At 66.8% G+C, this 13,466-nt stretch carries 9 protein-coding genes and 1 tRNA gene; 7 read left to right on the top strand and 3 right to left on the bottom strand.

Annotation, left to right across the window (positions count from 1 at the left end; translation table 11 throughout):
• Entirely contained in the window at window positions 1-2,436 is a 2,436-nt protein-coding gene (locus tag ACOXXX_RS07910) for a GcvT family protein (protein ID WP_422826023.1), read from the bottom strand.
• 123 nt (window positions 2,437-2,559) lie between these two features.
• Between ACOXXX_RS07910 and ACOXXX_RS07915 the strand changes: the two genes are divergently transcribed.
• Window positions 2,560-4,062 (top strand): trimethylamine methyltransferase family protein, encoded by a 1,503-nt coding sequence (locus tag ACOXXX_RS07915; RefSeq protein ID WP_422826024.1) that lies wholly within the window; start codon window positions 2,560-2,562, stop codon window positions 4,060-4,062.
• Here the strand turns inward: ACOXXX_RS07915 and ispD are convergent.
• A complete protein-coding gene (ispD, locus tag ACOXXX_RS07920; protein ID WP_422826025.1) occupies window positions 4,059-4,787 on the bottom strand; it encodes a 2-C-methyl-D-erythritol 4-phosphate cytidylyltransferase in 729 nt (242 codons plus the stop codon). The genes ACOXXX_RS07915 and ispD overlap by 4 nt on opposite strands.
• 176 nt (window positions 4,788-4,963) lie before the next feature.
• Here ispD and dxr point away from each other — a divergent pair, with 176 nt between their 5' ends.
• From dxr to ACOXXX_RS07950, 6 genes are all read left to right on the top strand, one after another.
• Window positions 4,964-6,130 carry a 1-deoxy-D-xylulose-5-phosphate reductoisomerase gene (dxr, locus tag ACOXXX_RS07925; protein ID WP_422826026.1) on the top strand — a complete coding sequence of 389 codons (1,167 nt, stop codon included), beginning with the start codon at window positions 4,964-4,966 and terminating at the stop codon, window positions 6,128-6,130.
• An 80-nt stretch (window positions 6,131-6,210) separates the two neighbouring features.
• Window positions 6,211-6,408 (top strand): hypothetical protein, encoded by a 198-nt coding sequence (locus ACOXXX_RS07930; RefSeq protein WP_422826027.1) that lies wholly within the window; start codon window positions 6,211-6,213, stop codon window positions 6,406-6,408.
• A 168-nt stretch (window positions 6,409-6,576) separates the two neighbouring features.
• Window positions 6,577-6,650: transfer RNA gene (locus tag ACOXXX_RS07935), tRNA-Gly, on the top strand.
• Window positions 6,651-6,792: 142 nt separating this feature from the next.
• Window positions 6,793-8,592 carry an ABC transporter transmembrane domain-containing protein gene (locus tag ACOXXX_RS07940; RefSeq protein ID WP_422826028.1) on the top strand — a complete coding sequence of 600 codons (1,800 nt, stop codon included), beginning with the start codon at window positions 6,793-6,795 and terminating at the stop codon, window positions 8,590-8,592.
• A gap of 217 nt (window positions 8,593-8,809) precedes the next feature.
• Window positions 8,810-10,825, top strand: coding sequence for a CAP domain-containing protein (locus ACOXXX_RS07945; protein ID WP_422826029.1), 2,016 nt, complete (start codon window positions 8,810-8,812; stop codon window positions 10,823-10,825).
• Between the two features lie 194 nt (window positions 10,826-11,019).
• Window positions 11,020-12,918: an acyl-CoA synthetase gene (locus ACOXXX_RS07950; RefSeq protein WP_422826030.1), complete on the top strand. Its 1,899-nt coding sequence runs from the start codon at window positions 11,020-11,022 to the stop codon at window positions 12,916-12,918.
• A gap of 221 nt (window positions 12,919-13,139) precedes the next feature.
• On the opposite strand, the gene ACOXXX_RS07955 is transcribed toward ACOXXX_RS07950, so the two are convergent.
• Window positions 13,140-13,433: a metalloregulator ArsR/SmtB family transcription factor gene (locus ACOXXX_RS07955; RefSeq protein WP_422826170.1), complete on the bottom strand. Its 294-nt coding sequence runs from the start codon at window positions 13,431-13,433 to the stop codon at window positions 13,140-13,142.
• Window positions 13,434-13,466: the final 33 nt, after the last annotated feature.

Genomic DNA, 13,466 nt, shown 5'->3' on the forward strand with positions numbered 1-13,466 from the left:
TCAGCCTCGCATCCGCGCGCCCAAGGGATCATAGGGGCAGGGAGGGATCACCTTGGCCCCGACCCGCGTGCCGCAGAGATCAAGCTGCATCGTGGTGCCGGGCTGCGCCAGATCGGGGCGCACAAAGGCGTAAGCCAGGTTCATGCCCACCCGATGCCCCCAGTCGCCCGACGTCACGGTGCCCACCACCGCGTCGCCCAGCATCAGCGATCCGCCGGGCCAAGCGGGGGCATGGTCCGCGTCGATCCGCAGGCTCACCAACCGCGCGCGGGGGCCCTCTGCATGCCGCCGCAGCAACGCCGCCTTGCCGATGAAATCGCCCTTGTCCAAGGCCACAAACCGCTCCAGCCCTGTTTCGAACGGATCGAATTCGGTCAGAAGATCGGCTTTCCAGTGCAGAAACCCTTTCTCCATCCGCATCGAGTCAACCGCGCGCGCACCGAACAGACGCAGGCCGAACGCCCTGCCTGCCTCGCGCAGCGCCAGATAGGCCGCATAAAGCGCTGCGTTGGGCACATGGATTTCATAGGCCAGTTCGCCCGAGAAGCTGACGCCCATTACCGTGGCTGGGGCGATGCCCACGTGGCATTCGCGCAGGCTGAGCCAGGGGAAGGCCTGCGCCGACCAGTCGCCGCGCGCGCAGGCCGACAGCACATCGCGCGCCCCGGGCCCTGCCAGCACCAGGATCGTCTGGTCGTTGGTCAGACTGCGCAACTGCACATCCTCGCCCGGGTCCAGATGCTGCGCCAGCCAGTCCATGTCGTGATATTCGGATGCGGCGGCTGAACCGTACCAGACCCGGTCGGCACCGCAGTGGCTGGCAGGCAGGTTGGCGATGGTCGCCTCGGCCTTGATCCCGCCCTGATGGTTCAGAAGATAGCTCAGACCCACGCGCCCAGGCCGGGTCTGCACCCGCCCGCAGGCCATCCGGTTTAGAAAGCGGTGGCGGTCCGCGCCGGTGATCTCGATCCGGTTGAAGCCGCTGACCTCGCACAGCCCCACGTGGTCCTGCAGATGCGCGACGTCAGAGGCGACAAGGTCGAACACCCCGTCGAAGGCATAGCCGGGCGCGTGGTGGAAATCCGGTGTGGGCCGGATGTAATCCACCCGCTCCCAACCGTTGACGACGGTAAATTCCGCGCCTTCCGCCGCCAGCACCGGGGTCAGCGGCGTGGTCTTGGCGGGCCGCCCGGCGGGGCGATGTTCGTGTGGGAAATGAAAGCGGAATTCGTTCTGGTAATCCTCGATGGCCTTGAGCGCCGTCAATTCCACATTGGCATGGCCGGTGAACCGGCGCGGGTCGATCACCCAGGTGTCGTAACAGGCCTCGCCCTGCACGATCTGCTGGGCCAGCAGCCAGCCGTGCCCGCCGCCTTCGCCCAGACCGGCGCGCAGCCCGATGATGCAAAAGGAATTCCGCTTGCCCGGGATCGGCCCAACCAGCGGCGCGCCGTCGATGGTATAGGTGATCGGGCCGTTGACGATGGTATGGATTCCCGCCTCCATCAGCGCGGGCATGCGGGCGAATGCGCCTTCCAGCACGTCGGTCACCCGGTGCAGGTCGTCGGGGCAAAGCGCGTTGCTGAACTTGGGGTCGATCCCGTCCATCCCCCAGGTCTTGCACCCCTGTTCATAGAACCCCAGCAGCAGGCCGTTCCTTTCCTGGCGGCAGTAGTAGTCGCTGATCGGGCAGCGCAAGAGCGGCATCCGGTGTCCCGCGTCGCGGATGGCGGCGATCTCTTCGGTGACGAAATACTGATGCTCCATCGACGCGACGGGATGCTGCACACCCATCATCGCGCCCACCTCGTTCACGCGGTAGCCGCAGGCGTTCACCACGATGTCGCAATCGATATCGCCCTTTTCGGTCTGCACGGTCCAGGTGTCGTCGCGATGCTGGGTCAGGTCCGTGACCGGCGTGTGGCGGTAGACCTCGGCCCCGGCGGCGCGGGCACGACGGGCGAGCGCCTGACACAGCTGCGCCGGGTCGATGTCGCCATCCAACGGGTCCCAAAGCCCGCCCAGCAGGTTGTCGGTGGAGATGAGCGGATGCCGTCGGGCGCATTCCGCGGCGTCGATCACCTCGAAATGCACGCCCATGCCGCGCGCCATCGACGCGAAGTGCCGGTAGCCCTGCATCTGCGCCTCGGTATTGGCCAGCCGGATGCCACCGTCGCCGTGGTGGTAGTTGATCGGATAGTCGGGATCTTCGGCAAGTTCCTTGTAAAGGTTGATGGAATGGGTCTTGAGCCCCACCATCGTCTGGGTCATGCCGAAGTTGGTAACCTGTGCCGCCGAATGCCAGGTGGTGCCGCTGGTCAGTTCGTCCCGTTCGACCAGCACGACGTCGGTCCAGCCTTCCTGCGTGAGGTGATAGAGCGTTGAACACCCCGCGATGCCGCCGCCGATCACCACCACCTTCGTGCGCGATTTCATGTTGGCCCCCCAGTTCCGTTATGGGGCAGGCTACGCGCGCAAAGCGGATCGCGTCATCTTTTTTCGCTCAAACCGCCACGAACGCGCTACGACTGGCGCAAGGGGCTGGCGCAGGGGGGCCAAGTGAAACGATCGGGCCGCGAGGCAAGGCTGGCACGGCGCGCGGCGAAACCGGCATTTGATCCGTGCGCGCCGGGGCAGGCCGGTGGCCGCTACCGCCCGCTTTCCGACGACGATCTGCGGCGCATCTACCGCACCGCGCTCGATCTTCTGGCGCGGCTGGGGCTGGGCACGGTGCCCGCGCGCCTGCGGGCCGATCTGCTGGCGGCAGGCGCGCAAGACAGCGGCACGGGCCGGGTGCTTTTCCCCCAGACGCTGGTCGAAGAGGCCATCGCGGGTGCGGCGCGATCCTTCGTGCTGCACGGGCGGGACGAAGACCGGTCGATCACCGTGGGCGGTGACCGGGTGCATTTCGGCACTGGCGGCGCGGCCGTGCAGACGCTCGACATCGACACCGGGCTTTATCGCCCTTCCACCTTGCAAGACCTGCACGATTTCACCCGGTTGCAGGACACGCTGGCCAATGTCAGCTGGTTCACCCGCTGCTGCATCGCGACGGATGTGCCGGGGGTGTTCGATCTTGACGTCAACACCGCCTACGCGCTGATCCGCAACACCACCAAACCCACGGCCACCGCCTTTAGCCTGGCCGAACACGTCGCCCCCGTCGTGCAGATGCTGGACATCGTGGCGGGCGGCGAAGGGGCGTTTTCACGCAGGCCCTTCATGAAGGCGCATATCAGCCCGGTGATCTCGCCCATGCGGTATGGAGAGGACGCGGTCGACGTGCTTTACGCCTGCATCCGCCACAACATCCCCGTATCCTGCATCACCGCCGCGCAGGCCGGGGCGACGGCCCCTGCGACACTGGCCGGTTTCCTGGCGCAGTCGCTGGCCGAAACGCTGGCCAGCCTTGTGATGGTGCACGCCATCAAACCCGGCCACCCCATGATCTTTTCCAACTGGCCGCTCGTGGTGGACCTGCGCACCGGCGCCTTTGCGGGCGGCAGCGGCGAAACCGCCGTGCTCAACGCCGCGTCGGCGCAGCTGTCGAACTGGCTGGGCCTGCCGTCCGGGGTGGCCTGTTCGATGACCGACGCCAAGACGCTGGATGCGCAATACGGCATGGAAAAGGGGCTCACCTCGATGGCGGCGGCGCTGGCGGGGGGCAACCTGATCTACGAAAGCTCGGGCATGACGGCCTCGTTGCTGGGCGCGAGCTTCGAGGCTTTCGTGCTGGACGACGAGATGCATTCGCACACCTACCGCGCGCTGCGCGGGATCGAGGTCAGCGACGAGAACCTCGCCTTCGATGCCATCGTCGAGGCGGTGCTGGGCGAAGGGCATTTCCTGGGCGGCGCGCATACCATGCGGGCGATGGAGCGGGATTATTTCTATCCCGCGCTGGCGGACCGCAGCCCGCCGCGCACCTGGGCGGAAAACGGCGCGCAGGATGCCTGGACCCGGGCGCGGGCCAAGGCGCGCGCGGTGTTGGCCACGCACCGGCCAGACTATCTGACTGCGGCGCAGGACGCCGCGATCCGGGCGGCGTTTCCAGTGCTTTAAGGTGTTTCGTCGGCCTTTGCGTCGATCCGGGCGGCATCTGCCCGGGCGCGCGCCAGGTCGTCGGCGGTGGTGATCTTGTAGCTTTGCTCGGAGCCCTGCACGAAGGTCACCTCGATCCCTGCGTCCCGCGCGACGGCCACGTCATCCGCGCCGGTGCCGTCATGCTGTTCATGCGCCGCCAGAATTCTTGCGAAATCAAAGCCTTGCGGCGTCTGCGCGCGCCAAAGCCCGTCGCGGGGCACAGGTGTATCCGCGCGATTGCCATCCGCCCGCCAGAGCGCATCCACGACCGGCAGCGCGGCGCAGGCGCCGACGCTGATCTCAAGCGCAGCGATGACATCCGCGATCACCTGAGGCGGCACGAAAGGCCGCGCGGCATCGTGGATCAGCACCAGATCGGGCGAGGCGCTGCGCAACGCCTCAAGCCCCCGACGGACCGATGCGGCGCGGGTGTCGCCACCATGCACCGGCGCGTGCAGCCGCGCGTCGGTCAGCCCCGCCATCGCCGCATCGTAAAGCGCGCTGTCGTCCGGGTGGATCACCGGCACCACGCAGGACACCGCTTCGATGCTCAGAAACAGCCCGGCCGACCGCCGCAGCGCGCAGTGCCGCCCCAGCGCCAGGTATTGCTTTGGCGTCTCGCCGCCCAGCCTGCGTCCGCGCCCGGCGGCGACCAGCACCACGCCCACGCTGTGGCGCGCTTTCGGCTGCGATGTCTCCGGCATGCTGACCCCCTGCATTCCCCACACCGGGGTCTAGTCCTTTTGCCTGCGCCGTTCCATGGTTTTCAAGGTCTTGGCAAGGCGGATCGCGGCTGGCACCGGCGTCATGGCTTGATGCCCGGGCGAATTTCGGGGAAACCTGCCCTGTCCGGGACAAACCACGGGCACAGGGATAAAGCATGAAGACCGTATCCATTCTGGGCGCGACCGGCTCAATCGGGCAGAACACCATCGACCTTATCGCGCGTGCCCCCCAGGCGTATCGTGTCGTCGCCCTGACCGGCGGGCGCAACGTCGCGCAACTGGCCTCGGATGCCCGCCGCCTGCGGGCCGAGGTTGCGGTGATCGCCGACGAGGACGCGCTCGATGATCTGCGTGCCCTGCTCGACGGGTCGGGGATAGAGGCCGCGGCGGGGCGCCACGCGTTGCTCGAGGCTGCGGCGCGACCGGCCGATTGGGTGATGTCGGGCATCGTCGGGTCTGCGGGGCTGGAGCCGGGATTGCAGGCCCTGCGCCACGGCAGAACACTGGCGCTCGCCAACAAGGAAAGCCTCGTCTGTGCCGGGCCGCTGCTGCTGGCCGAGGCGCAGCGCCACGGCACCACGGTCCTGCCTGTGGACAGTGAACATTCCGCCATCTTCCAGGCGCTGGTGGGCGAGGATATGGCGGCCGTCGAACGCATCGTCATCACCGCGTCGGGCGGGGCCTTTCGCGACTGGCCGCTGGACAAGCTGAAAAAGGCGACGCTGGCCGAAGCATCGTCGCATCCCAACTGGGCGATGGGCCAACGGATCACCATCGACAGCGCCAGCCTCTTCAACAAGGCAATGGAAGTCATTGAGACCAAGGAATTCTTTGGCATCTCGCCAGACCGGATCGAGGTGGTGATCCACCCCGAATCCCTGATCCACGCGCTGGTCGGCTTCCACGATGGCGCGCTGATGGCGCATGTGGGCGCGCCCGACATGCGTCACGCCATCGGCTACGCGCTGAACTGGCCCGACCGCCGCGCGCTGCCGGTCGAGCGCGTCGATCTACTGCGCACCGGCACGCTGAGCTTTCGCGACCCCGACGAGACCCGGCATCCGGCGCTGCGACTGGCGCGCGAGGTCATGCAGGCGGGCGGGCTCAACGGCGCGGCCTTCACCGCCGCCAAGGAACAGGCGCTGGACGGTTTCATCGCAGGCGAGATCGGGTTCCTGGCCATGGCCGAGGTGGTCGAAGAGGTGCTGACCCGCATGGTGCCCGAAGGCATCGCCGCGATGGACACAACGCTCGACGCGGTGCTGGGCGTCGACGACCGCGCGCGCCAGATCGCCCGCGACGTCGCGGCGGAAATGCGATAAACGGGGCAGGGGGCAGGGCATGAGACATGTGACAGCGACACGGACAATGGGCAGCGGTTGCACGCCGGCCGGGGGCGCACATGTTTGACCTGCGGCACCCGTTTTTCAACCCGCTCTGGCGGCGGGTTCTGACGGTCGCGGTCTGCGCGGGCTGGGCGCTGGTGGAATTCAGCCAGGGCAACACCGGCTGGGCGGCGGTCTTTGGCGGCCTGGGCCTTTGGGCCGGGATCGTTTTCTTCTACAAATGGGAGGATCAGCCGCCGGTTGACCGGGGCTGACACGCGCGCCAGCGAAAAGCGTCCGGCTCAGGGAAGTGCCACGCTGGTCTTGCTGTCGCGTCCGTCGCGTCTGGCGTTCCTGTTCCAGCGCAGGGAGCGATGCGCAAACTCCCCCGGCAGATTACTTGACGCTTTCGAAGGGATGACTTACCACGCTTCCAACGTCGTGCGGGCGTTGTGTAATGGTAAGACCTCAGCCTTCCAAGCTGATGATACGGGTTCGATTCCCGTCGCCCGCTCCACGCTCCCCCTTTGTTTTCGTAGCGCCGCGCAGGCTCCGCGCCCGCGATTCCCCGGGATTTCCGCCCGACTGCGGCGACGGGGCGCTTGACCCCCGGGACGAGCGTGTCAAAACATCCTGACAGTTTTTCATGAGGAGGGCGCATGGCCCGGGAAACGGCACCCGACAGCGGCAAGGACGAGCGCGCGAAATCGAAACGGATCGGATCGCTGGGCGCGCTCTGGCCGTTCATGTTGCCCTATCGCGGTCTGCTGATGGCCGCACTGGTGGCGCTGGTGCTGACCGCCTGCGTGTCACTGATCCTGCCCCTTGCGGTGCGCCGCGTGGTGGACAATTTCGAGGACGGGTCGGGCGCGCTGCTCAACCAGTATTTCGCCGCCGCCTTCGTGATCGCCGCGCTTCTGGCCGTGGGCACGGCGCTGCGCTATGCGCTGGTGACGCGGCTGGGCGAACGGGTCGTGGCCGATATCCGCATGTCGGTCTTCGACCGGGTCATCGGCCTGTCGCCGGTGTTCTACGAAAAGATCATGACCGGCGAGGTGCTGAGCCGGATCACCACCGACACTACCCTGATCCTCAGCGTCATCGGGTCGAGCATCTCGATCGCGCTGCGCAACGTGCTGATCTTCGTGGGCGGGCTGGTGCTGATGCTCTTCACCTCGTGGAAGCTGACGCTGATGGTGCTTCTGATCGTGCCCGCTGTGATCGTGCCGATCCTGACCTTGGGCCGCCGCCTGCGCAAGCTCAGCCGCGAAAATCAGGATTGGATCGCGGCGTCGTCGGGCAATGCCTCCGAGGCGCTGGGGGCGGTGCAGACCGTACAGTCCTTTACCCACGAGCTGATCTCGCGCCGGGCCTTCGCGGAGGTGACGGAAAAGAGCTTTGACGCGGCGCGCCGCCGCATCTGGACCCGTGCGGCGATGACCGCCATCGTGATCCTGCTGGTGTTCTCCGGCATCGTCGGCGTGCTCTGGATCGGCGCATGGGACGTGCGGGCGGGGGCCATGACGCCGGGCGCGCTGGTGCAGTTCGTGATCTACGCGGTGATGGTCGCGGGATCCGTCGCGGCCCTGTCCGAGGTGATCGGAGAGTTGCAGCGCGCCGCGGGCGCCACCGAACGGCTGGTCGAGCTCTTGCAGACTGAGGACGAGGTGCGCGATCCGGAAACGCCGCAACCGCCGCCCGCCCCGGTGCGCGGCGCCATCGCCTTTGACGACGTGAGCTTTGCCTATCCCGCGCGGCCCGACACTGCGGCGCTGGACCATGTGAGCCTGACCGTCGCGCCGGGCGAAACCGTGGCGCTGGTCGGCCCCTCGGGGGCGGGCAAGACCACCATCATCCAGCTGATCCAGCGCTTTTATGATCCCGACGAAGGGCAGATCACGCTTGACGGCGTGCCGCTTGACGGCATGGCGCGCGACGCCTTCCGCCGCCATATCGCGCTGGTGCCGCAGGACCCGGTCATCTTTGCCGCCAGCGCCCGCGAGAACATCCGCTTCGGCAGGCCGGATGCCACCGATGCCGAGATCGAGGCCGCCGCCCGCGCGGCGGCGGCGCATGAATTCATCGAACGGCTGCCCGAGGGCTTTGACAGCTGGCTGGGCGAACGCGGCGTGATGCTGTCGGGCGGGCAGAAACAGCGTATCGCCATCGCTCGCGCGATTCTGCGCGATGCGCCGGTGCTGCTGCTGGACGAAGCCACGAGCGCGCTTGACGCCGAAAGCGAACGATTGGTGCAGCAGGCGGTGGACCGGCTGGCCGAAACGCGCACCACGATCATCGTCGCGCACCGGCTGGCGACGGTCAAAAAGGCCGACCGCATCGTCGTCATGGATCAGGGCCGGATTGTCGCGACCGGGGCGCATGATGCGCTGGTGGCCGAAGGCGGGCTTTATGCCCGGCTGGCCCGGCTGCAATTCACCGAAGGTCTGGCGGCGGAGTAGTGTCCGGCGGGCTTCCGCGACCGGCGACAAACCGCTGGCGGACGCGGTTGACGGCACCTTGGAACCTGTGCAGAGAACGCAACTCAGGCGTGCGTTTTCGGACGTGACCACAGTCGCGTCATAATTCACCACGCTTCTGCCCGGAACTGTCCTTACTGGGGCCGCATCGACGACAGAGGGTCGTTTGTTGGGGCAACTGTGTGCGAGGAGAGACTGTGTGACTGTCACAAGCCATGAGCAATTGGCCATCGAACTGCTGAACCGGACCCGGCTGGATCCTGCGGGGGAACCTGGTCGGCTGGGCATCACCGATCAGGCCCTGATCAACGGGATGAACCTGCCCGATCAGGCGCTGACGCCGCTTGCCCCCGTGGCCGCGCTGCACACGGCGGCGCTCGATCATTCCGACTGGATGCTCGATACCGACACGTTCAGCCACACCGGCGCGGGCGGCAGCAATGCAGGTGCGCGGATGACCGATGCGGGCTACAATTTCACCGGGTCCTGGGCCTGGGGCGAAAACCTGGCCTATCAGGGCACCTCCGGGCGGCTCGACCTTGATGCCGCGGTCGGGCAGATGCACGAAACGCTGTTCCGCAGCGACGGACACCGCGAAAACATCCTCGACGGCGCCTTTCGCGAGGTCGGCGTCGGTATCGCCACCGGTGACTACCAGGGCTTCAACACCGCGATGGAGACGCAGAATTTCGCCACCACCGGCGGGCGCAGCTTCCTGACGGGCGTGGCCTACAATGACGACGACGGCGATGACTTCTATTCCATCGGCGAAGGTGTCCGTGGCGTCCGGTTCGAGATTGGCGGCAACAGCGCCCAGACCGCGCAGGCCGGCGGCTACGCCGTCGAACTGGCGTCGAACGGGTTGCAGGTCGTCACCGTCACTTCGGGCGGTGCCACCTACGAGGCGCGCCTGCGGGTGACCGCGGGCAACGTCAAGCTCGACCTCGTGGATGGCGACACGCTGCTGTCCTCGGCTGACATGACGCTGCTGGGGCGCGACGCGATCAACGCGCGGCTTCTGGGTGTGGCGGATCTCGATCTGACCGGCAACGCCGCCGACAACGCCCTGACCGGCAACGACGGCAACAATGTGCTGGAAGGGGCAGGCGGCAACGACACCGTCGATGGCGGGGCGGGGCGCGACACCGCCTATACCGACGCCTCGATCGACGATGTAAAGGTCACCTACGTCGGTGGCGGGGTGCGCATCACCTCGGCCGAAGGCACGGATCTTTATCGCAACGTCGAGGTCTTCACCTTTCAGGACGGCACCTACAGCTTTGCCCAGCTCGAGGACGCGGCGGGCGGTTCGGTCCCGTCCGCCCCGGCGCCCGAACCGGCACCGGAACCCGACCCCGAACCCCAACCCTCGCAGCCGCAGGCCCCGCAGGAATCCTCTCCGGTGCCGCTGTCGACGCCGGGGCTGCAATTGGGCACTGCTGCCGATGAGGGGCTGAAAGGCACCTCGGGCGCGGATGTGCTGGCCGGTATGGGCGGCGACGACCGCCTGCCGGGTGGTGCGGGCAATGACGAGGTCTATGGCGGCAGCGGCAACGACCGGCTGGGCGGCGGCGGCGGGCACGACATGCTCGATGGCGGCGACGGCAACGACCGCGGGGGCGGTGGTGACGGCAACGACACGATCACCGGCGGCGATGGTGACGACCTTTTCAGCGGCGGTGCGGGCGACGATCTGCTGTCGGGCGACGATGGCAACGACCGGCTGGCCGGCAGCTACGGCATCGACACGGTCCATGGCGGCGCGGGCAACGACACCATCGGTGGCGGCTACGGCTGGGACGAGATCGACGGCGGCGACGGCGATGACCGGATCGGCGCGGGCCATCACAACGACACGGTGCATGGCGGCCGCGGCAACGACTTTGTCGGCGGCGGCGAAGGCGACGACCAGCTTTTCGGCGATGCCGGCAACGACACGCTGAACGGCGGGTTGGGCGATGACGAACTGCGCGGCGGTGCCGGGGCAGATACCTTCGTCTTCAACAACCTGACGGCGGGCGGATCCGACCGGATCGTCGATTTTACGCCCGGTGAGGATGTGATCGAGCTTTCGGGCCTGCGGGCAGTTGATTCCTTTGCCGATGTCGACATGCGCAACACCGCCGACGGGGTGGCGATCAGCTTTGGCAATCACGACATCCTGATCGAGGATGTGCGCATCGCGGACCTGAGCGCGGACGACTTCAGCTTCTGACGCAGGTCTCGCCGGCGTCAGACCAGTCAACGGGCCCCACGGGGGCCCGTTTTCGTGTACGCCTGTCCCGGACGTTGCGTCAGAGCCGAACTGCCGCAGCGTCCACCACCCTTGCGTGATCTGCGTTTCCTTTCCACAGTACCGCGGGAAGCCGCCGGGAAAAGGCGGCGAGGGAGACTTAGGGAGGATACGGCATGAGCTTTGCATCGATCGCCGACCGGAACGACATCGAGGCGCAGATGACCTGGGAAGAGCGGGACCTGCCCAAGACCCTGCACCGGCTGCTGGGCCGTACCGCCGACGCCCATCCGCAGCGCCCCGCCGTCAGTTACCAGCTGACCTCGGGTCCCACCGACAAGGCCGAAACGCTCAGCTGGACGGCGCTGCGCGACAAGGTCACCCAGTCCGCGAACCTGTTCCGCAGCCTCGGCGTCGGGGAAAAGGATGTGGTGGCCTATGTCCTGCCCAACTGCAATGAAACGGTGCTGACCCTGCTGGGCGGCGCTGTGGCGGGCATCGTCAATCCGATCAATCCGCTGCTCGAGCCGGAACAGATCGCCGCGATCCTGCGTGAAACCGGCGCCAGGGTGGTGGTCACGCTGAAACCCTTTCCCAAGACCGATCTGGCACAGAAGGTGGCCGAGGCCTGCCGCCATGCGCCCGGTGTCAACACGGTGCTCGAGGTCGACCTCAACCGCTATCTCACGCCGCCGAAATCCTGGATCGTGCCGCTGATCCGGCCCAAGGTCGAAGGCTCCCGCCACGCCGAGGTCAAGGATTTCAACAAGGAGATGAACAAGCAGCCCAAGACGCTGCAGTTCGAGGATCCCGCCGCCGACCGGGTCGTCGCCTATTTCCACACCGGAGGCACGACGGGCATGCCCAAGGTCGTGCAGCACCGGTTCTCCGGGATGATGTACAACGGCTGGCTGGGTGACACTGCGCTGTTCACCGAAAAGGACACGATGATCTGTCCGCTGCCGCTGTTTCACGTGATGGCGACGCAGGCGCTTTTGATGTCGGCGCTGACCTCTGGCAGCCACGTGGTCTTTCCCACGCCGCAGGGTTATCGCGGCGACGGTGTGATGGACAATTTCTGGAAGCTCTGCGAGCGTTGGAAGGTCACTTACGTCATCACCGTCCCCACAGCCGTCGCCGCCCTGATGCAGCGCCCGATTGATGCCGATATTTCGGCCGTGCGCTATGCCATTTCCGGCTCTGCGCCCATGCCGATGGAGCTTTTCAAACGGTTCAAGGAGGCGTGCGGGCTCGAGATCATGGAAGGCTACGGCATGACCGAGGCCACATGCCTGGTGTCGATCAACCCGCCCGAAGGCACCAAGAAGGTCGGATCGGTCGGCCTGCCGTTCCCCTATACGGATGTCAAGATCGTCAAGGTGGTGGGCAACGGCCCCGAGGAATGCGGCGTCGACGAGATCGGCGAGATCTGTGTCGCCAACCCCGGCGTCTATCCCGGCCACACCTATACCGAGGATGACAAGAACGCCGATCTTTATCACTGGAACACGCATCTGCGTACCGGCGATCTGGGGCGGCTGGACGAAGACGGATACCTCTGGATCACCGGCCGCGCGAAGGACCTGATCATTCGCGGCGGCCATAACATCGACCCCGCCGAGATCGAAGAGGCGCTGCAGGGCCATCCGCAGGTCGCCTTTGCCGGAGCCATCGGCCAGCCGGATGCGCATTCGGGCGAACTGCCCTGCGCCTTCGTCGAACTGGTGGATGGCGCGACGGTGACCGAGACCGAGTTGCTGGAGCATTGCAAGCTGCACGTGCACGAACGCGCCGCCCAGCCCAAGCACCTGACGATCCTCGATGAATTGCCCAAGACCGCCGTCGGCAAGGTGTTCAAGCCCGACCTGCGCAAGCATGCGATCACGCGGGTCTACAACGCCGCGCTGGCCGAAGCGGACGTGCCCGCGCGGGTGGTGTCGGTGACCGACGACAAGAAGCGCGGGCTGGTCGCACAGCTGCAGCCCAACGGCGCGTCCGAGGCGCAGGTGGCCAAGGTTCTGGGCGGTTTCACCCGCCCCTGGGAATGGGCCGAGGCGGCGCAAACCGCCGCCTGATCCGGGAAACCCTGTCGCGGCCCGAGCGGCGGCCGCGACACGCTCCGGTCGATACCGCCCGCCGCCCGAGGTGAAGGGGCTGTCACGGGCCGCGCCCCCGACCCACCCAGCTAGGACTGCCCAGCGCCCTGCCGGCGCCACGCCCCCCTCATTCTCCGGTTCAAATAACCTCAGAGAGCACGAGAGACAGCGTCTCTCGTATGGCGCAGCCATCCCGGCGGCTAACGCTCCGTCTTGGGGCTGCAGAACATCTCGTAAAGCAGGCCGATGACTCGCTGCGTGTCGTCGTCGGCAAGGCGGTAATAGATCGTCTTGCCATCGCGGCGGGTGGTCACCAGATCCTCGTCCCGCAGGCGGGCCAGCATCTGGCTGACCGCGGCCTGGCGCATCTGCAGCAGCGCCTCAAGCTCGCCCACCGATTTCTCGCCGTCGCCCAGATGGCACAGGATCATCAGCCGCCCCTCGTGTGCGAGGGTCTTGAGATAGGCCGCGGCGCTGGCGGCATTCTGCGCCATGTCGGGGCCGGGGGTGTCGATCTTGGTCTGCTC

This window comes from Thalassococcus sp. BH17M4-6 (genome assembly GCF_049323015.1).
Taxonomy (GTDB): domain Bacteria; phylum Pseudomonadota; class Alphaproteobacteria; order Rhodobacterales; family Rhodobacteraceae; genus Puniceibacterium.

Coding starts and splice junctions, on each gene's coding strand:
- ACOXXX_RS07950 (WP_422826030.1), top strand. CDS start 11,020: ATGAGCTTTGCATCGATCGCCGACCGGAACGACATCGAGGCGCAGATG.
- ACOXXX_RS07955 (WP_422826170.1), bottom strand. CDS start 13,433: ATGGCGCAGAATGCCGCCAGCGCCGCGGCCTATCTCAAGACCCTCGCA.
- dxr (WP_422826026.1), top strand. CDS start 4,964: ATGAAGACCGTATCCATTCTGGGCGCGACCGGCTCAATCGGGCAGAAC.
- ispD (WP_422826025.1), bottom strand. CDS start 4,787: ATGCCGGAGACATCGCAGCCGAAAGCGCGCCACAGCGTGGGCGTGGTG.
- ACOXXX_RS07910 (WP_422826023.1), bottom strand. CDS start 2,436: ATGAAATCGCGCACGAAGGTGGTGGTGATCGGCGGCGGCATCGCGGGG.
- ACOXXX_RS07930 (WP_422826027.1), top strand. CDS start 6,211: ATGTTTGACCTGCGGCACCCGTTTTTCAACCCGCTCTGGCGGCGGGTT.
- ACOXXX_RS07940 (WP_422826028.1), top strand. CDS start 6,793: ATGGCCCGGGAAACGGCACCCGACAGCGGCAAGGACGAGCGCGCGAAA.